This window comes from Propionivibrio sp., assembly GCF_041441355.1.
GTDB lineage: Bacteria > Pseudomonadota > Gammaproteobacteria > Burkholderiales > Rhodocyclaceae > Propionivibrio.
Genome location: NZ_JASDTF010000006.1, coordinates 15,294 through 33,625, shown reverse-complemented (window position 1 = coordinate 33,625; position 18,332 = coordinate 15,294). Strand labels below are relative to the sequence as shown.

The 18,332-nt window shown below is 60.5% G+C and carries 21 protein-coding genes; 18 read left to right on the top strand and 3 right to left on the bottom strand.

What is annotated here, in order from left to right; translation table 11 throughout:
* Nucleotides 1-223 precede the first annotated feature (223 nt).
* The 3 genes from QMB55_RS02490 to QMB55_RS02480 all read left to right on the top strand — a co-directional run bounded on the left by QMB55_RS02490 (nucleotide 224) and on the right by QMB55_RS02480 (nucleotide 2,938).
* Nucleotides 224-1,207, top strand: a complete 984-nt coding sequence (locus QMB55_RS02490; protein ID WP_497587082.1) for an RluA family pseudouridine synthase — start codon at nucleotides 224-226, stop codon at nucleotides 1,205-1,207.
* Nucleotides 1,197-1,856, top strand: coding sequence for an HAD-IA family hydrolase (locus QMB55_RS02485; protein WP_497587081.1), 660 nt, complete (start codon nucleotides 1,197-1,199; stop codon nucleotides 1,854-1,856). Before QMB55_RS02490 ends, QMB55_RS02485 begins: the two co-directional genes overlap by 11 nt.
* 122 nt (nucleotides 1,857-1,978) lie before the next feature.
* On the top strand, nucleotides 1,979-2,938 hold the full coding sequence (locus QMB55_RS02480) for a S49 family peptidase (RefSeq protein WP_497587080.1): 960 nt from the start codon (nucleotides 1,979-1,981) through the stop codon (nucleotides 2,936-2,938).
* 22 nt (nucleotides 2,939-2,960) lie between these two features.
* Here the strand turns inward: QMB55_RS02480 and QMB55_RS02475 are convergent, their stop codons facing one another.
* Both QMB55_RS02475 and QMB55_RS02470 read right to left on the bottom strand, forming a co-directional pair.
* Complete coding sequence (locus QMB55_RS02475; RefSeq protein WP_497587079.1) at nucleotides 2,961-3,692, bottom strand: SAM-dependent methyltransferase; 732 nt, start codon at nucleotides 3,690-3,692, stop codon at nucleotides 2,961-2,963.
* A gap of 10 nt (nucleotides 3,693-3,702) precedes the next feature.
* Nucleotides 3,703-4,287 (bottom strand): Maf family nucleotide pyrophosphatase, encoded by a 585-nt coding sequence (locus tag QMB55_RS02470; protein ID WP_497587078.1) that lies wholly within the window; start codon nucleotides 4,285-4,287, stop codon nucleotides 3,703-3,705.
* 118 nt (nucleotides 4,288-4,405) lie between these two features.
* Between QMB55_RS02470 and QMB55_RS02465 the strand changes: the two genes are divergently transcribed.
* From QMB55_RS02465 to QMB55_RS02425, 9 genes are all read left to right on the top strand, one after another.
* Nucleotides 4,406-4,900: a YceD family protein gene (locus QMB55_RS02465; protein WP_497587077.1), complete on the top strand. Its 495-nt coding sequence runs from the start codon at nucleotides 4,406-4,408 to the stop codon at nucleotides 4,898-4,900.
* Nucleotides 4,901-4,921: 21 nt separating this feature from the next.
* Nucleotides 4,922-5,101, top strand: coding sequence for a 50S ribosomal protein L32 (gene rpmF, locus QMB55_RS02460; protein ID WP_497587076.1), 180 nt, complete (start codon nucleotides 4,922-4,924; stop codon nucleotides 5,099-5,101).
* 69 nt (nucleotides 5,102-5,170) lie between these two features.
* Complete coding sequence (gene plsX, locus QMB55_RS02455; protein WP_497587136.1) at nucleotides 5,171-6,190, top strand: phosphate acyltransferase PlsX; 1,020 nt, start codon at nucleotides 5,171-5,173, stop codon at nucleotides 6,188-6,190.
* A complete protein-coding gene (locus tag QMB55_RS02450; RefSeq protein WP_497587075.1) occupies nucleotides 6,191-7,150 on the top strand; it encodes a beta-ketoacyl-ACP synthase III in 960 nt (319 codons plus the stop codon).
* A gap of 27 nt (nucleotides 7,151-7,177) precedes the next feature.
* On the top strand, nucleotides 7,178-8,119 hold the full coding sequence (gene fabD, locus QMB55_RS02445; protein WP_497587074.1) for an ACP S-malonyltransferase: 942 nt from the start codon (nucleotides 7,178-7,180) through the stop codon (nucleotides 8,117-8,119).
* A gap of 5 nt (nucleotides 8,120-8,124) precedes the next feature.
* The gene (gene fabG / locus QMB55_RS02440; RefSeq protein ID WP_497587073.1) at nucleotides 8,125-8,865 is read left to right on the top strand and encodes a 3-oxoacyl-ACP reductase FabG; all 741 of its coding nucleotides are present in this window, start codon (nucleotides 8,125-8,127) and stop codon (nucleotides 8,863-8,865) included.
* 118 nt (nucleotides 8,866-8,983) lie between these two features.
* Nucleotides 8,984-9,220, top strand: a complete 237-nt coding sequence (acpP, locus tag QMB55_RS02435; RefSeq protein ID WP_497587072.1) for an acyl carrier protein — start codon at nucleotides 8,984-8,986, stop codon at nucleotides 9,218-9,220.
* 111 nt (nucleotides 9,221-9,331) lie between these two features.
* Nucleotides 9,332-10,570, top strand: coding sequence for a beta-ketoacyl-ACP synthase II (gene fabF / locus QMB55_RS02430; protein ID WP_497587071.1), 1,239 nt, complete (start codon nucleotides 9,332-9,334; stop codon nucleotides 10,568-10,570).
* A gap of 15 nt (nucleotides 10,571-10,585) precedes the next feature.
* The gene (locus QMB55_RS02425; RefSeq protein WP_497587070.1) at nucleotides 10,586-11,047 is read left to right on the top strand and encodes a protein YgfX; all 462 of its coding nucleotides are present in this window, start codon (nucleotides 10,586-10,588) and stop codon (nucleotides 11,045-11,047) included.
* Here QMB55_RS02425 and nadB read toward each other — a convergent pair.
* Complete coding sequence (gene nadB, locus QMB55_RS02420; protein WP_497587069.1) at nucleotides 11,044-12,645, bottom strand: L-aspartate oxidase; 1,602 nt, start codon at nucleotides 12,643-12,645, stop codon at nucleotides 11,044-11,046. The two genes, QMB55_RS02425 and nadB, sit on opposite strands and share 4 nt — an antisense overlap.
* A gap of 196 nt (nucleotides 12,646-12,841) precedes the next feature.
* On the opposite strand from nadB, the gene rpoE reads away from it, so the two are divergent.
* The 6 genes from rpoE to lepB all read left to right on the top strand — a co-directional run bounded on the left by rpoE (nucleotide 12,842) and on the right by lepB (nucleotide 18,330).
* Nucleotides 12,842-13,441, top strand: coding sequence for an RNA polymerase sigma factor RpoE (gene rpoE, locus QMB55_RS02415; protein WP_497587068.1), 600 nt, complete (start codon nucleotides 12,842-12,844; stop codon nucleotides 13,439-13,441).
* A 48-nt stretch (nucleotides 13,442-13,489) separates the two neighbouring features.
* On the top strand, nucleotides 13,490-13,906 hold the full coding sequence (locus tag QMB55_RS02410) for a SoxR reducing system RseC family protein (protein ID WP_497587067.1): 417 nt from the start codon (nucleotides 13,490-13,492) through the stop codon (nucleotides 13,904-13,906).
* Between the two features lie 58 nt (nucleotides 13,907-13,964).
* Entirely contained in the window at nucleotides 13,965-15,395 is a 1,431-nt protein-coding gene (locus tag QMB55_RS02405) for a DegQ family serine endoprotease (RefSeq protein WP_497587066.1), read from the top strand.
* 8 nt (nucleotides 15,396-15,403) lie between these two features.
* Nucleotides 15,404-15,646 carry a glutaredoxin family protein gene (locus tag QMB55_RS02400; RefSeq protein WP_497587065.1) on the top strand — a complete coding sequence of 81 codons (243 nt, stop codon included), beginning with the start codon at nucleotides 15,404-15,406 and terminating at the stop codon, nucleotides 15,644-15,646.
* An 84-nt stretch (nucleotides 15,647-15,730) separates the two neighbouring features.
* On the top strand, nucleotides 15,731-17,527 hold the full coding sequence (gene lepA / locus QMB55_RS02395) for a translation elongation factor 4 (protein ID WP_497587064.1): 1,797 nt from the start codon (nucleotides 15,731-15,733) through the stop codon (nucleotides 17,525-17,527).
* A 14-nt stretch (nucleotides 17,528-17,541) separates the two neighbouring features.
* Complete coding sequence (gene lepB / locus QMB55_RS02390) at nucleotides 17,542-18,330, top strand: signal peptidase I (protein ID WP_497587063.1); 789 nt, start codon at nucleotides 17,542-17,544, stop codon at nucleotides 18,328-18,330.
* Nucleotides 18,331-18,332 lie beyond the last annotated feature (2 nt).

Genomic DNA, 18,332 nt, shown 5'->3' with positions numbered 1-18,332 from the left:
TCCGTACGTGCTAGGCGCGCGTAAATCAAGTAGTATCGCTACTTTTGGTGAGCGTACTTAACCAGGGGTCTGCGCCGTTTGATCTTGCACAGGTCGTTGCAAGAGAGGCGAATGATGCCTGCCGGAAAGTGCGGTGCCATCAACGAATTGGCGCCGCTCGACGGTCTCACGGGTCATCGCCTCTTTCAAAACGAGACGCAAAACAAATTCAGTATATTGCAAAATGGCCGAAGTAAGCAAAAATTCTGTTACCCAGGCCTGCATCGATGAAAATGGGCACGATCAGCGACTCGACAATTATTTATTGAAGATTTGCAAAGGCGTTCCGAAAAGCCATCTTTATCGCATTGTGCGCAGCGGAGAAGTCCGCGTGAATGGGAAGCGTGTCGAGGTTTCCTATCGCTTGCAGGCTGGCGATATTCTCCGGTTACCGCCGGTCCGGGTTGCCCAGAGCCGGGATGAGGTTCTGGCCGGTGCGGAGCTTAAGGCCGATCTGCCCATTCTGTACGAAGACGAAGCTCTGCTGGTCATTGATAAGCCTGCGGGAATCGCCGTGCACGGAGGCAGTGGCGTCAGCTTCGGAGTGATTGAGGCCTTGAGGCGCCAACGCCCGCAGGCGCGTTTCCTCGAGTTGGCACATCGCCTGGATCGTGAAACCTCGGGAATCCTCCTGGTCGGAAAGAAACGCTCTGCCCTGACGGCCTTGCACGACATGTTTCGCGAAGGCGGGCTGGGCGGGGGCAGGGGCGCCGACAAACGTTATCTGGTGCTGGTCAAGGGGCGTTGGATGGATCCGCTTCGGCATGCCCGGCAACCCCTTCTGAAGTACCTCCTGGATTCCGGGGAGCGGCGGGTGCGCGTGTCACCCGAGGGGAAGCCGTCGCATACGGTTTTCCGCCTGCTTGCGCGTTGGCAAAATTTCAGCTTACTCGAGGCCGAACTGAAAACGGGGCGGACGCACCAGATTCGCGTGCACCTGGCCGATCTCGGCTATCCGATCGCGGGCGACGAAAAGTATGGTGATTTCGAAACTAATCGCCTGTTGGCGCGGTCTGGCTTGAAGCGAATGTTCCTGCATGCTTGGAAAATGCGCTTCACCCACCCTTTGAAAGACGAGGGACTCGAGCTTGAGGCGCCTGTGCCGGAGTCACTCAAGAGCTTTGTCGACCTTCTTGCGCAGCGAGAATCACAGGATTATGGCCAGTAATCGTTTTGATTTGATCGTTTTTGACTGGGACGGGACGATACTCGACTCGACCGCAGCCATCGTCTCGGCCATGCAGTCTGCATGTCGCGACCTGGGCTTGCCTGAACCTGCGGCGGCAAGTGCGCGTCAGGTGATCGGCCTTGGGCTGACGGATGCTCTGCGGATTGCGGCCCCGGATCTGACGGAGGAAAACGTGCCGCATCTCGTGGCGCGTTACCGGCATCACTACCTGTCCGGGGATCGGTCGCTGGCTCTGTTTGATGGCATCGAAGGCATGCTGGGCGATCTGCGGACCGCCGGACATTTGCTCGCCGTGGCAACCGGAAAAGGGCGTCAAGGCCTCAACCGGGCGTTCGATCATTCAGGTTTGGGGGCGTTGTTTGTCGCCAGTCGCTGTGCGGACGAGTGCTTCTCCAAGCCTCATCCGCAGATGCTGGAAGAGTTGATGGCCGAGTTGGATGTTCCGCCCGAGCGCACGCTCATGATTGGGGATACGACGCACGACGTGCAGATGGCGCGTAACGCCGGTGTGGCGGCTTTGGCTGTCACTTACGGGGCGCATTCGGTGGTCGATCTGAGCGCCCTGGAGCCCTTGGCATGTCTGGATGACGTCCCTTCAGTGCGCCTCTGGTTGCGTGAGCATGCCTAAGCAAAAGGGGGCCTCGCGAGGGGTGGCGTGCTGCCGGCGGAAGACAGCCGGAGCAAAGAGTATACTTTGTCGGGTGCATACGGCGGCCTTTGCTGTCGTAGCTTTCCGAATGTGAGACGAACGTGGATACACCTTCCAAAAAAGAGCAGCAATGGGAGCGGGAGCTTCTGGAAAAAATCGCACTGGCTTCGTTGCAGGAGTTGAAGGTCAAGCGACGCTGGGGGATTTTTTTCAAGCTGGCGGCGTTTGCCTATCTCACGGCGGTGTTGGTTCTGGTCGTCGACTGGGAGAGCGCGGAAAAGCTCGCGGACAGCAAGCATACGGCCCTCGTGAATTTGCGCGGGACGATCGATGCAACAGGAGAATCGAGTGCCGACAAGGTTGCCGGCGCCTTGCAGTCAGCATTTGAGGATAAAGGGACGGCTGGGGTTGTCCTGCGCATCAACAGCCCAGGGGGCAGTCCGGTCCAATCGGGCATCGTTTATGACGAGATTCGGCGTCTGCGCGCCAAGCACCCGGAGATTCCGTTGTACGTAGTGGTTGAAGACATCTGTGCCTCGGGCGGCTACTACGTGGCGGCTGCGGCCGATAAGATTTATGTGAACAAGGCCAGCATCCTCGGATCGATCGGTGTGTTGATGGATGGCTTTGGCTTTACCGGCGCGATGGATCGGCTGGGGGTCGAGCGACGCTTGCTCACTGCGGGGCAGAACAAGGGCTTTCTCGACCCGTTCTCGCCGCAGGATCAGAAACAAAAGGAGCATGCTCAACTCTTACTCGGTGAAGTGCACCGCCAATTCATCGAGGTCGTGCGTCAGGGGCGCGGTAATCGACTGAAAGAAACGCCGGACATGTTTTCCGGCTTGATGTGGACCGGTAGCCAGAGCATTGCCTTGGGCTTGGCGGACGATTACGGTACCGTCGATTCGATCGCTCGTGATGTAATCAAGGCTGAGACCGTGCTTGATTATTCGGTTCGTGAAAACATCGCGGAGCGTTTCGTGCGTCGTTTCGGCGCCGAGGTGGCACGTACCATTGGTCGCGCGACCTTTGGCGCCGAGGGCTACCCCGTATTGCGCTGACTGGGCGCAGTACGTGTAGAGGTCAGGCCTGGAGAAGGAATACAGTCGGGCGGCGGTCGATGTCGGGCGGCGTGGTCTTGCGCCAGGCGGCGATGCTGCGTGTGACGATGCTTTCGCTTGCCAGGGTGAGGTCGCTGGCAAGGCACAGCCGGGTGCTCGGCGCGCATTGGCGCAGCAGGGCGTCGAACAGTTGTCGGTTGCGATACGGCGTCTCGATGAAAATCTGGGTGCGCTGTTCGCGTCGCGAACCTGATTCGAGTTCGCGCAGCTGCTTGTGTCGCTGCTCGTCCTTGGCCGGCAAGTAGCCGTGAAAGGCGAAGTTCTGGCCGCTCAGCCCGGAGCCCATCAGGGCGAGAAGGATGGACGACGGCCCGACACAGGGCACGACCCGAATCTCGCTGGCGTGTGCCAAATTGACGAGCTGTGCGCCAGGGTCGGCAACCGCCGGGCATCCGGCTTCCGAGATCAGCCCAAGGTCATGGCCGGCCAGGAGCGGTGCGAGCAGCGCCGGGAGTTGGTTGCTGCGCGTGTGTTCGTTGAGCTCGGAAATCTCGATCTGCTGGATGGGCTTTGCGCAGGGAAGTTGTTTGAGGAAAGCGCGAGCCGACTTGGCGTTTTCGGCGACGAAGTGGTCAAGGCGCTGTGCGATGCTGCGCACCTCGCTGGGGAGGATGTAGTCCAGCGGGCTGTCGCCGAGCGGGACAGGGATCAGGTACAAGGCACCTTTCTTGGCGTGGTCTGGGGTGGAGGTCATCGGGGCGGCTTTAGATGACATCGACGCCGGCGCTTCTGAGCATTTCGCAGAGTGCGATCAGCGGCAGCCCGATGAGGGCGTTCGGGTCGTCGCCCTGCATGCTGGAAAGGAGGGCGATGCCGAGGCCTTCCGATTTGGCGCTGCCCGCACAGTTATAGGGTTGCTCCTTGCGCAGGTAACGTTCGATCTCGGCGTCGCTCAAGTCGCGGAAGCTGACATGGGTCTGGACGTCCCGAACTTCGGCGCGCCCGTTGCGAGTGTCGTAGAGACACAGGCCGGTATGGAAGATGATCGTGCGCCCGCGCATGGCCTGGAGTTGGCGAACGGCATTCTCATGTGTCCCTGGTTTGCCAAAGGTCATTTCGCCCAAGCAGGCCACTTGGTCGCTGCCGATGATCAGCGCGCCAGGGAAAACGTTGGCGACGGCGCGAGCCTTGGCTTCTGAAAGGCGCAGCGCAGTTGCCGCGGGGGCTTCGCCCGGGAGTGGGGTTTCGTCGGTTGCCGGCGAGGCGGTATGAAAGGGAAGTCCGAGGCGCGTGAGCAGTTCACGGCGGTAGGGAGAGGTTGATGCAAGAACAAGTTGCGGGCAATTCATGAGCGGATCGACGAAAATGGCGGTGTTTTTGCGGCAAATCCTGAAAAAGAGAAAAAATCCAATCAGTTGCGCCGCAGGCTTTGACTTCAAGGGGCAAAAATAATATCATGCGCGCCTTATGTCGCAACGGATTGTAATTGACAGCCTGTCGTTCGCGCGTGAAGCGCGGATTTTGGAAGGCGAGCTGCCCGTAGCCGGTTTCGAACGGATACAGGATGGGCTGACTGAAAACGTCGGAGTCATCCGCTATCGGATCGAAGGCGGGCTCGGGGAGCGGAACAGGCCGCAATTGCATTTGCAGCTGGACGGAGTGTTGTCGTTGTGCTGCCAGCGTTGCCTGGAAGGGATCGAGTATCCCCTGCAGGTCAGCAACGTTCTGGAGTTCGTCGGCAACGAAGATGAGTTGACGCAGGAAGAGATCGAGGATGATTCGCGAGACTTTCTTCCGGCGCAGAGCGAAGTCGATGTGGTTGCGTTGATCGAAGACGAGATCATTCTCGACTTGCCCTCGGCTCCGCGTCACGAAAGTTGTGTCTTGCCCGCAAGTGCGCAGGATAACCCGGAAGACTCACCGTTCGCGGTGCTGAAGGGCTTGCGTAGCAAGGCGCAGTGAATTTGATAAATGGAGTGAATTATGGCCGTTCAACAGAACAAGAAGTCCCCGTCCAAGCGTGGTATGCACCGTGCTCACGATTTCCTGACCAACCCGCCGCTGGCCGTTGAGCCGACGACCGGTGAAATTCACCTGCGTCACCACGTGAGCCCCTCTGGCTTTTACCGTGGCAAGAAGGTCACCAAGGGTTCGGGCGAGTAATTTCTTCGGAACAGGCAGGATAGGCTCCCTTTGGGGGAGCAGCCTGCCTTTATTTTTGCCTTTTTTCGGATGACTGTCACTGTCGCAATCGACTGCATGGGCGGAGATCACGGCCCTGAGGTCACTGTTCCGGCAGCACTTGACTTCGTCCGCAGTTATGCGGACGTCAATGTCGTGCTGGTCGGACAGGAGGATGTGGTGCGTCGGCATCTTGCCGGCCTGGATAATCCGAGGGTCGTCATTCGGCATGCGAGCCAAGTGGTGGCCATGGACGAAGCGCCTGCGCTCGCTATACGCAACAAGAAGGATTCTTCAATGCGTGTGGCCATTGATCTCGTCAAGCATGGCGAGGCCGATGCCTGCGTTTCCGCGGGGAACACCGGTGCGTTGATGGCGATTTCGCGCTTCGTCCTCAAGACTCTTCCCGGGATCGATCGGCCTGCCATTTGTGGCATCCTGCCGACGAGCCGGGGGCATGTGCATGTACTGGATCTTGGGGCTAACGTCGATTGCAGCCCCGAGCATCTGCTGCAGTTCGCCATCATGGGAGCCTCCTTGGTCGCATCGCTCGATCACAAGGATGGCGCCGAGCCTACCGTGGGGCTGCTGAACATCGGCGAAGAGGACATCAAGGGCAATGACGTGGTCAAGAAGGCCGCCGAGCTGCTGCGCGGGTCCGGCTTGAATTTCATCGGCAACGTCGAAGGCGACGGAGTGTATAAGGGTGAGGCCGAAGTGGTCGTTTGCGACGGCTTTGTCGGCAATGTTGCCCTCAAGGCTTCTGAAGGTTTGGCACAGATGCTGGCGGGCTTCCTCAAGCTCGAATTCAAGCGTAACTTGCTGACCAAACTGATCGCCTTGCTGGCCTTGCCTGTGCTCAATAATTTCAAAAAGCGCGTTGATCACCGCCGTTACAACGGTGCCACGCTCCTGGGCTTGCGCGGCATCGTCGTCAAGAGCCATGGATCTGCCGACGCCTTTTCGTTCGGCAATGCCTTGGCACGAGCCGCCGATGAGGCCCGCTCAGGTGTCCTGGCACGGATCGCAGCCAAGATCGCGCAACAACATCCTGAATTGGAGAACGCCTGAATGTATGCACGCATCGTAGGTGTCGGCAGTTATTTGCCGGGGCAACCCGTCAGCAATGATGACCTCGTCCGGCGAGGGGTCGATACGAGCGATGAGTGGATCGTTACCCGCACCGGGATTCGTGCGCGTCATATCGCGGATGAGGATGTCAAATCGAGCGATCTGGCTCTGGAGGCAAGTCGGCGTGCGCTTCAGGATGCCCGTGTCGAGGCCGCAGATCTCGACCTCATCATTGTTGCCACCTCGACGCCCGACTATATTTTTCCGAGTACGGCCTGTCTGTTGCAGTCCAAACTGAGGAATGCCGGCGCGATGGCTTTTGATGTTCAAGCGGTCTGCAGCGGATTCGTCTATGCCTTGACGGTCGCGGAGAAATTCATCCGCTCTGGGAGCCATAAGAAAGTATTGGTCGTCGGAGCTGAAGTTTTCTCGCGCATTCTGGACTGGAACGACCGCGCGACCTGCGTCCTGTTCGGCGACGGTGCCGGCGCGGTGGTGTTGGAAGCCTCCGAGCAGCCCGGCATCCTGGCGTCGGCCGCGCATGCCGACGGTTCGCATCACGGTATCCTGGCGGTCGCTGGCAATGTCTGTGGCGGCAAAGTGACTGGCGATCCGTTCCTACGCATGGACGGCCAGGCGGTGTTCAAGTTCGCGGTCAGGGTCTTGTCGGAAGTGGCCAAGGAGTGCTGCGCTGAGGCCGGCATCGATTCGCATGAGGTCGACTGGCTGATTCCGCATCAGGCCAACGTCCGGATCATTGAAGCGACCGGAAAAAAGCTTGGACTCGACATGAACAAAGTCGTGGTAACCGTTGATAAGCATGGAAATACTTCTGCGGCATCTGTTCCGTTGGCGCTCGACGCCGCGATCCGCGACGGTCGTATTCAACGCGGTCAGAAAGTCATGCTCGAAGGGGTAGGCGGTGGCTTTACCTGGGGCGCTGTTCTGCTCGAGTTCTAAGGAATCTAAGGAAAGAAGGAGCCTTTCATGGCGTTTGCTTTTGTTTTCCCCGGTCAGGGTTCGCAATCAGTCGGCATGATGTCGGCTTACGGCGAAGCATCGGTGATTCGTTCGACTTTTGACGAGGCCTCTGCCAGCCTGGGTCAGGATCTCTGGCAACTCGTTGCGGAAGGTCCTGCTGAGGCTTTGGCGCAGACGGTCAATACGCAGCCGTTGATGCTGACGGCCGCCATTGCCGCCTATCGTTTGTGGCTGGAAAAGGGGGGGAAGGTCCCCGCCGTGGTTGCCGGGCACAGCCTGGGCGAGTACTCGGCTCTGGTTGCTGCGGGCGTGATCGAATTCAAGGATGCGGTGCCGCTGGTCCGCCTGCGCGCTTCGGCGATGCAAGAGGCGGTGCCGCTGGGAACCGGCGCCATGGCGGCGATTCTCAACCTCGATGACGACAAGATTCGCGAAGCCTGTGCTGAGGCGATGGCCGAAGCTGGCGCTGGGGCCGTTGTCGAGCCGGTGAACTTTAATGCGCCGGGACAGACGGTGATCGCGGGCAGCAAGGCTGCGGTTGAACGCGCCTGTGAAGGCTGCAAGGCCCGCGGCGCCAAGCGTGCCGTCCTGCTGCCCGTGTCGGCGCCTTTCCATTCCTCGCTGATCCGCCCGGCGGCCGAGAAGCTGGCGGCCCGTCTGGCCGAACTCGAGTTCAAGGTGCCGTCGATTCCGGTGATCAACAACGTTGATGTGGCGATCGAAAGCGATCCGCTGCGCATCAAAGATGCGCTGATCCGTCAGGCTTATTCGCCGGTGCGCTGGGTCGAGACGATCCAGAAAATGGCTGCCATGGGCATGACCGAGGTCGCCGAGTGCGGTCCGGGCAAGGTCCTGGCCGGACTTGTCAAACGCAGTGCCGATGGCGTTACCGGGATTGCGCTGGCGGATGCTGCCGCGATCGATGCAACACTCCCGATTCTGGGGTAATCCATATGCTGAACGGACAAATCGCCCTTGTTACAGGGGCTTCGCGCGGGATCGGCAAGGCCATCGCGCTTGAACTGGGCAAACACGGCGCCACCGTCTTCGGAACGGCCACTTCGCAGGATGGTGCTGCGCAGATCGGCGCTTATCTCGTCGAAGCCGGGATCAAGGGGGAAGGGCTGGTGCTCGAAGTGCGCGAGGCCGCGCAGGTCGACGCTGTGCTGTCGCAGATCGAAAAGCAGTACGGCGCGCCGACGATTCTGGTCAACAATGCCGGCATCACCCGCGACAATCTGGCGATGCGCATGAAGGACGAGGAGTGGGATGCGGTCATCGACACCAACCTCAAGGCTGTTTTCCGGCTGAGCAAAGCGGTGATGCGCGGCATGATGAAGGCTCGCCAGGGGCGCATCATCAACGTGACCTCGGTGGTCGGGCATGCCGGCAACCCGGGACAAGCCAATTACTGTGCGGCCAAGGCCGGCGTTGCGGGGATGAGCCGCTCCCTGGCGCGCGAGCTTGGCAGCCGCAACATCACGGTGAACTGCGTTGCGCCGGGCTTCATCGACACCGACATGACCAAGGTGCTCGAAGAGGGGCAACGTCAGGCGCTCGTCGCCAATGTGCCGCTCGGACGCTTCGGCCAGCCGGAAGACGTCGCTGCTGCGGTCGCCTTCCTGGCATCGCCGGGTGCCGCCTACGTCACCGGCACTACGCTGCACGTCAACGGCGGCATGTACATGGATTGATGCCCGCAAGGGCAGTGGGCGATTTGGACCGGTTCGCCCGCTTGTGCAGTTGGCACCGGTCTTTTGGTAAAATCAGACAGTTTGTTTCATACCTGAACCTTAGGGAAGGAGCCCTTAGATGGAAAATATCGAACAACGCGTCCGCAAGATTGTCTCCGAGCAACTCGGCGTCAATGAAGCCGACATCAAGAACGAATCCTCGTTCGTCGACGATCTGGGCGCGGATTCGTTGGATACCGTTGAGCTGGTGATGGCGCTCGAAGAAGAATTCGAGACCGAGATCCCGGACGACGAAGCCGAGAAGATCACGACCGTCCAGCAAGCCATCGACTACGTCGTCGCTCACAAGAAGTAATCCACCGCTCCGCCTGACGGGCCCCGTCCCTCGTGCCAACGGCATGAAGCGGCGGGGCTTGTGTCGGATCATCCCTGCAGCCGGCAGCGGCTGCCTTTCCCGGAGAGAAAATTGACCCGTCGTAGAGTCGTCATCACCGGCCTTGGAATCATTTCTCCGGTCGGAAATACCGTCGAGCAAGCCTGGCAGAACATCGTCGCCGGCCGCTCCGGCATCGACCGTGTCACGCGTTTCGACGCCTCCAGCTTCCCGGTGCAGATCGCCGGCGAAGTCAAGAATTTCAATGTCGCCGACTACCTTCCTTTGAAGGATGCGCGGCGCATGGACACCTTCATTCATTACGGCATGGCCGCCGGCATCCAGGCAATCAAGGACGCCGGCCTGGAAGCGCACCCGGCGAATGCCGAGCGCATTGGCGTGTCGATTGGTTCGGGTATCGGCGGTCTGCCGTTGATCGAAACGACGCGCGACGAATTCGTCGCCTCCGGCGTGCGCAAGATTTCGCCGTTCTTCGTTCCCGGCTCGATCATCAACATGGTCTCCGGGAACCTGTCGATCATGTACGGCTATAAAGGCCCGAACATTGCCCTGGTCAGTGCCTGCTCGACCGGCACTCACAGCATCGGCGATGCCGCCCGCCTGATCGAATACGGCGACGCCGACATCATGATCGCCGGTGGTGCCGAGTGCACCGTTTCGCCGCTTGGCCTTGGGGGTTTCTGTGCCGCACGCGCCCTGTCGACGCGTAACGACGACCCGCAGACGGCCAGCCGTCCGTGGGACAAGGATCGCGACGGTTTCGTCCTCGGCGAAGGTGCCGGGGTCATGGTGCTCGAAGAGTACGAACACGCCAAGGCCCGTGGCGCGCGCATCTACGGCGAATTGGCTGGTTTCGGCATGAGTGCCGACGCCAACCACATGACCGCACCCTGCGAAGACGGCGAAGGTGCGGCGCGCTGCATGACCACCGCACTGCGCAACTCGCGCATCAATCTCGATGAAGTCCAGTACCTCAACGCGCACGGCACGTCGACGCCGCTCGGCGACAAGGCTGAGACGGTCGCGGTCAAGCGAGCCTTCGGCGATCACGCCTACAAGATGGTGATGAATTCGACCAAATCGATGACCGGCCACCTGTTGGGCGCGGCCGGCGGTATCGAGGCGGTGTTCTCGGCGCTGGCGATTTATCACCAGATCTCGCCGCCGACGATCAACATCTTCAACCAGGACGAGGCCTGCGATCTCGACTACTGCGCCAACACGGCGCGCGAGATGAAGATCGACGTGGCGATTTCCAACTCGTTCGGCTTCGGTGGCACCAACGCCACCGTGGTGATGCGCCGCGTTTAAGCGCGGGCCGGGGCGGTGCGCTTCCCGCAAGTCATCGAACTGCGCCGCTCCCGACTTCTTTTAGCCGGCCTCAGCGCCGGCCATTTGCTGGCCATGGCATGCGTTCTAAGCTTGCCGTGGCCTTTGTTTTTTCAGCTTTTGCTCGTGGGGCTGGTGGCCGCGAGTTGGTGGCGAGGGCGTCGAGGCGAGGGTGACGATCTTGTGCTTCGCTTGGCAGCACCTGACTCGATTGCGTGCCGCCTGCGCACGTGCCACTCCGAGTGGCGTTCGTGTCGCCTGCTTCCCGGTGCGGTGGTGATGGGGCCCCTGGTCCTGTTGCGCTTGCAGCCCGAAGGAGAGGCTAAGTTACTTAGCCTGGTGCTCATGCCTGACAGCGCGGCGCCAGAAGCGTTGCGTGTCCTGCGTGTTTGGTTGCGCTGCTATCGCCCGTTGCCGGAAGCTCGTGCCTCCGGTAACGACGATGCTCGATCCATTTAGACCAGCGGGTGCCGTTGCGATGACAAGGAGCTGGCGCGGGTGAGCCGCGAAGCGCGTGCCTTGGGCAGGGTCTGAGGGTAGTCGCGGCTAAAGTGCAGGCCGCGGCTCTCTTTGCGTTGCAGCGCGCAGCGGACGATCAGGTCAGCCGTCAGAACCAGGTTACGCAGCTCGATGAGGTCGTGGCTGACCCGGAAATTGGCGTAGAAATCGTTGATTTCCCGCGCCAGCAGGCGAATCCGGTGTTGCGCCCGCTGCAAGCGCTTGGTGGTGCGTACGATGCCGACGTAGTCCCACATGAAGCGGCGCAACTCGTCCCAGTTGTGGGCGATGACGACCTCTTCATCGGGGTCGATGACCCGGCTTTCGTCCCAGGAGGGCAGGGCAGGGAGGTCGATGCGAGGTTGGGTAAGGATGTCCGAAGCCGCCGCTTCGGCAAAGACCAGGCATTCGAGCAGCGAATTGCTGGCCAGCCGATTGGCGCCATGCAGCCCCGTACAGGCAGCCTCGCCAGCGGCATAGAGCCCCGGGACCGAGGTGCGTGCATGCAGATCGGTGACGATGCCGCCGCAGGTGTAGTGCGCCGCCGGTACGACCGGGATGGGCTCGCGGGTGATGTCGATCCCAAGTTCCAGGCAGCGCGCCAGAATGTTCGGAAAATGCTCCTCAAGGAATCCCGCTGGCTTGTGAGAGATGTCCAGATAAACGCAGTCGATGCCGCGTTTTTTCATCTCGAAATCAATGGCCCGGGCCACGACGTCGCGAGGTGCCAGTTCGGCGCGAGGGTCGTGCTCGGGCATGAAGCGCGTGCCGTCGGGGAGCAACAGCAAGCCGCCTTCGCCGCGTACGGCTTCGGAAATGAGGAAGGACTTGGCTTGTGGGTGATACAGGCAGGTCGGGTGGAACTGGATGAATTCCATGTTGGCGACGCTGCAACCGGCCCGCCAAGCCATGGCGATGCCATCTCCGGTCGAAGTGTCGGGGTTGGTTGTGTAGAGGTAAACCTTGCCGGCGCCACCGGTGGCGATCAGGGTGTGCTGTGCCGCTAGTGTGACGACCTCGTCGTTCAGCGTGTCGAGCACGTAGGCGCCGTAGCACCGATTCTCGCTTTGGCCGAGCTTGTGTCCGGTGATCAGATCGATCGCGATGTGGTGCTCAAGTACGGTGATGTTCGGGTGCTCGCGCACTTTTCGGGTCAGGGTGTCCTGAACCGCCAGCCCCGTTGCATCGGCGACGTGGATGACGCGCCGGGCGCTATGCCCCCCTTCGCGTGTCAAGTGGTAGCCGGCATCATCACGCGTGAAAGGAACCCCTTGTTCGGCCAGCCATTCGATCATCCTGCGCCCGTTTTCAATGACGAAGCGCGTTGCCTTCTCGTCGTTCAGGAAGGCCCCGGCGACTAGGGTGTCCCGAATGTGATCTTCAAGAGAGTCCTGGCTGTCGAGGACGGCGGCGATCCCGCCCTGTGCCCAGCTTGAGGCGCTGTCCTGCAGGGTTCGTTTGCTGATCAGTCCGACCGAATGCGTTTGGGCAAGCCTGAGTGCGGCGGATTGTCCGGCCAATCCACTGCCGACGACGAGTATGTCGAATCGCAAAGCCACGACGAACCCCCTGAGTGAAATATGCAAAATATAGCACGATGCGAAGATTGCGAATCGTGGTAACGTATTGCGTATTGTGAACTTAGGGTGTTTTTGCCCGTCGTCCATCCGCACGAGACAATACCGCAGTCAAAGACTGCATGCGTTATACTGCCAGGAAAAAACGATACCGTGTCCGCAAGGGAAAGCTGTGAGCATGAACGAACGCGAAGTTGACCAACTCCTGGTCGAACGCGCACAAGCCGGTGATAAGCAGGCCTTCGACAAGCTGGTCCAGAAGTACCAGCGCAAATTGTCGCGCCTGTTGTCGCGCTTTATCCGCGATCACGCGGAAGTCGAGGATGTTGCCCAAGAGGCTTTTATCAAGGCCTATCGCGCGCTGCCTTCCTTCCGCGGCGAGAGCGCCTTCTACACGTGGCTGTATCGTATCGGCATCAACACGGCGAAGAATTATCTCGTGGCCAAGGGGCGTCGTGCTCCGACATCGACGGATTTCGATACCGAAGAGGCAGAAGTCTTCGACGACGCCGATCATCTGCGCGACATCAATACGCCCGAGCGCATGCTGCAGTCCAAGCAGATCGGCCAGACCGTCAATTCGGCGATGGAGGCCTTGCCTGAAGAGTTGCGCCAGGCCATTGTCCTGCGTGAAATCGAAGGCTTGAGCTACGAGGACATCGCTACCGAAATGAAGTGCCCCATCGGGACGGTTCGCTCCCGCATCTTCCGCGCCCGCGAGGCCGTGGCTGAAAAGCTGCGCCCCTTGCTCGATACGGCGCCCGATCACCGCTGGTAACCAGCGCGAAATCGGCGCAGTCGCGCACACCATCGCCGTGGTGCTGAAATGATCGAAGCCAAAGGGATTGTCGTCTCGGTCGAGGGCGCTCAGGCCGAAGTGCGCTTGGACGAAACCGGTTGCGGCCGTTGTCACGAAGAAGGCGGTTGCGGCGGCCACAACCTCGGCGCGATGCTGTGCCGGAATCCGCGCATCTACCAGGTTAACAATCCAGCAGGAGCTGAAGTCGGCCAGCGGGTCACCGTCGTTGTTGCTGAAGGTGCCGTACGCCGCAGTGCGCTTCTGGCCTATGGCCTGCCGCTGTTCGCGCTGTTGCTCTGCGCGGCCCTTGGGCAGGCCGTCGCCGGAGATCTGGGGGCTATTGCCGGTGCGGGTCTAGGGCTACTGTCGGGTTGGGGGCTTTCCCGTAGCCTCCAGAGGCGGGCCGGAGCAGAAGGGTGGCATCAGCCGTATATTCGGCCTTGATTTTTGCGCTTTGCCCCCGACATCCGAGCATGCCATTCTCGTTTTCACGGAGGTTTGCATGAAAAAACTCCTCGTCGCGTTTGCGCTTCTTTGCCTTTCCAGCCTAGGGTTGGCCCAAGGAGGTGGGTTGCCCGATTTCACCGAGCTCGTGGAAAAACAGGGCGCAGCCGTCGTCAATATCAGTAGCACGCAAGTGGTCCGCGGCAGCGCTAATGCGTTCCCGTTCCCCTTTGACGAAGACGACCCCTTTGCCGACCTCTTTCGTCGCTTCATGCCGCGTCCCCCGGGTGGCGGGGCGCCTAACGTGCCACGTGAATACCAGAACCGCTCGCTCGGTTCGGGGTTCATCGTCAGTCCGGATGGCTATATCATGACCAACGCGCACGTGGTCGATGCGGCCGACGAAATCGTCGTTCGCCTGACCGACAAGCGCGAATTCAAGGCGCGAGTGATCGGTGCCGACAAGCGAACCGACGTGGCACTGCTCAAGATCGACGCGCAGGCCTTGCCTGCGGTGCGCATGGGGGATCCGAACCTCCTGAAGGTCGGGGAATGGGTGCTGGCCATCGGCTCGCCGTTCGGTTTCGACAACAGCGTCACGGCCGGTATTGTCAGCGCCAAAGGGCGCTCGCTGCCGCAAGAAAACTACGTCCCCTTCATCCAGACCGACGTTGCCATCAACCCCGGCAACTCTGGCGGCCCCTTGTTTAACATGAACGGCGAGGTGGTCGGGATTAACTCGCAGATCTATAGCCGCTCGGGCGGTTTCATGGGGATTTCTTTTGCCATTCCGATCGACGTAGCGATGGATGTGCAAAACCAGTTGCGCGTCAGCGGTAAGGTCAGTCGCGGCCGGCTCGGGGTGGTCATCCAGGAAGTCACCAAGGAATTGGCCGAGTCCTTCGGGTTGACCAAGGCCCAGGGGGCCGCGGTCAATGCCGTCGAGAAAGGTGGTCCGGCGGAGAAGGCCGGAATCGAGCCTGGTGATGTGATTCTCCGCTTCGATGGCAAGCCGGTCGCCAGTTCGGCCGATCTGCCGCGCCTTGTTGGCGCGACCAAGCCGGGCGCCCGAGTGGTGGTGCAGGTCTGGCGCAAAGGTGGTTTGCGCGATGTCAGCGTCGTGGTCGGCGAAGTGGCGGAGGAAAAAACCGTGCTGCGCGGCGGTGGACAAAAGACGCCGGAGCAGGCCGCTAACCGGCTTGGCTTGGTGCTTTCGGAGTTGACCACTGAACAGCGGCGCGAACTCCGGCTGAACGGCGGTTTGCTCGTCGAAGGCGTGCGTAACAATGGCGCGCGGGCCGACCTGCGGCGGGGCGACATCCTGCTGGCGCTGATTTCACGCGGCGAGACGACCGAGCTCAAAAGCGTCAAGCAGCTCAACGACTTGCTCGGCCAGCTCGACAAGTCTGCCAACGTCACCTTGCTGGTGCGCCGTGGCGACTTGCAGACCTTCATCACCATCAAGGGCCTGCCGGCCAAGGGCGAATAAGCGCGTCCATGACCACGCTGACCCTGATTGGCCGCACGTATTGCCACCTGTGTCATGACATGGAGCTGGCCGTGCGGCCGCTTGCCGAAGAATTCGGCATCGGCCTCAAACTGCTCGACGCCGATGCCGATCCGCGTCTCGAAGCGCTGTACGGTGAGCGCGTCCCGGTGCTTTTGCACGGCGAAACGGAACTCTGTCATTACTTCATGGATGCGGGCAAAGTCCGTGATTATTTGAGCAAAATCGGCTAGAATCCGGGCCTTCTGGCCAATCGAACAAGGTGCCCGGCGACACCTTTTTTTTCAGGCGCGCCTCGTGCGCAGTACAAAAAAACGATGCAACAGCAACATATCCGAAATTTCTCGATCATCGCCCACATCGACCACGGCAAGTCCACCCTGGCCGACCGCATCATCCATCTGTGCGGAGGTTTGTCGGACCGCGAGATGGAAGAGCAGGTGCTTGATTCGATGGACATCGAACGCGAGCGCGGCATCACCATCAAGGCTCAGACCGCGGCCTTGAAATACAAGGCGCGCAGCGGCCAGGTCTATAACCTCAACCTGATCGACACCCCGGGGCACGTCGACTTCTCCTACGAAGTCTCGCGTTCGCTTTCGGCCTGCGAGGGCGCGTTGCTGGTGGTCGATGCTTCGCAAGGCGTTGAGGCACAGACCGTCGCCAACTGCTACACGGCGATCGACCTCGGCGTCGAGGTGATGCCGGTGCTCAATAAGATCGACTTGCCCTCGGCTAACCCGGACAACGCCCGGCACGAGATTGAGGAAGTGATCGGCATCGACGCGACCGACGCCATCCTCGCCTCGGCCAAGACCGGCCTCGGCGTCGAAGACATTCTCGAAGCGATCATCGAGCGCATCCCGGCCCCCGAGGGGGACCCCGAGGCGCCGTTCAAGGCGCTACTGATCGATTCGTGGTTTGACAACTACGTCGGCGTGGTGATGCTGGTGCGCGTGGTCGACGGCGAACTGCGCTCGAAGGACAAGATCAAGCTGATGGCCACGGGCTCCTCGCACCTGTGTGAGCAGGTCGGTGTGTTCACGCCCAAGGCCCTGCAACGCGACGTGCTGCGCGCGGGCGAGGTGGGCTACGTCATCTCGGGCATCAAGGAACTGCAGGCCGCCAAGGTTGGTGACACGCTGACCATCGCCGACCGCCCGGCGACTGAGCCGCTGCCCGGCTTCAAGGAAATCAAGTCGCAAGTCTTCGCCGGCCTCTACCCGGTCGAGGCCAACCAGTACGACCAGCTGCGCGAATCGCTCGAGAAGCTCAAGCTCAACGACGCGTCGCTACACTACGAGCCGGAAGTCTCGCAAGCGCTCGGTTTCGGCTTCCGCTGCGGCTTCCTCGGCCTCTTGCACATGGAGATCGTGCAGGAGCGTTTGGAGCGCGAGTTTGACCAGGACCTCATCACCACCGCACCGACCGTGGTGTATGAGGTCGAAATGCGCGATGGCACCATCGTCCCGGTCGAAAACCCGGCCAAGCTGCCGGACACGACCAAGGTCAACGAAATCCGCGAACCGATCATCACCACCACCATCTTCGTGCCGCAGGAGTATCTGGGTAGCGTCATCACCCTGTGCAACCAGAAGCGCGGCAATCAGGTGGACATGACCTATCACGGTCGTCAGGTGCAGCTCGTCTACGAGATGCCGATGGCCGAAGTGGTGATGGATTTCTTCGATAAGCTGAAATCGGTGTCGCGCGGCTACGCTTCGCTCGACTACGAGTTCAAGGAATTCCGCGCCGCCGACGTGGTCAAGCTCGACATCCTGATCAACAGCGAGAAGGTCGATGCGCTGTCGATGATCGTGCACCGCGCCAACTCGGTCTATCGCGGCCGCGAGCTCGCGTCGAAGATGCGTGAACTGATTCCGCGCCAGATGTACGACGTCGCCATCCAGGCGGCGATCGGCTCGAACATCATCGCCCGCGAAAACGTGAAAGCGATGCGCAAGGACGTTCTGGCCAAGTGCTACGGCGGCGACATCTCACGGAAGAAAAAGCTGCTCGAGAAGCAGAAGGCCGGCAAAAAACGCATGAAGCAGGTCGGCTCGGTCGAGATCCCGCAGGAGGCCTTCCTGGCTGTGCTGCGCGTCGGAAAGTAAGAAGAGGGTAGCCCGTGAATTTCGCCTTGATCCTGTTCTGCCTGCTGCTCGCCAGTGGCGCCATCTGGGCCGTCGACGCCTTTCATTTTCGCAAGCTGCGCCAGGCCGATGCCAAGGAGCCGTGGTGGGTTGAGTACGGGGCGAGCTTCTTCCCGGTCATCCTGCTGGTTTTCGTGCTGCGTTCCTTCGTCGCCGAGCCGTTCAAGATTCCGTCCGGCTCGATGATCCCGACGCTACAGATCGGCGACTTCATCCTGGTCAATAAATTCACCTACGGCATCCGCTTGCCGGTGATCAACAAGAAGATCATCGACATCAATTCCCCGCAGCGCGGCGACGTGATGGTCTTCCGTTACCCGGAAAATCCCTCGCAGGATTACATCAAGCGGGTGATCGGCATTCCGGGCGACAAGGTCGCCTACCAGAACAAACGGATTTACATCAACGGCCAGCCGGTATCGACCAAACGGATCGACGATTACCTGCATCCGGAGCGCCTGTATTACTCGCGCCAATACACCGAAAAGCTCGGCCAAATCAGCTACAAGGTCCTCAACGACGAGGATGCGCCGGCTTTCATTCCCGATGCCGCGCAATTTCCCCAGCGCGAGAATTGTCTTTACAATAACTCTGGGGTGATCTGCACCGTGCCGCCCGGCCATTACTTCATGCTGGGCGACAACCGGGACAACAGTCGCGACAGCCGTTTCTGGGGCTTCGTTCCCGAGGAAAACATCGTCGGGAAGGCGTTTTTCATCTGGTTTAATTTCGGCGATTTGAAGCGGATCGGTTCGTTCGAATAACA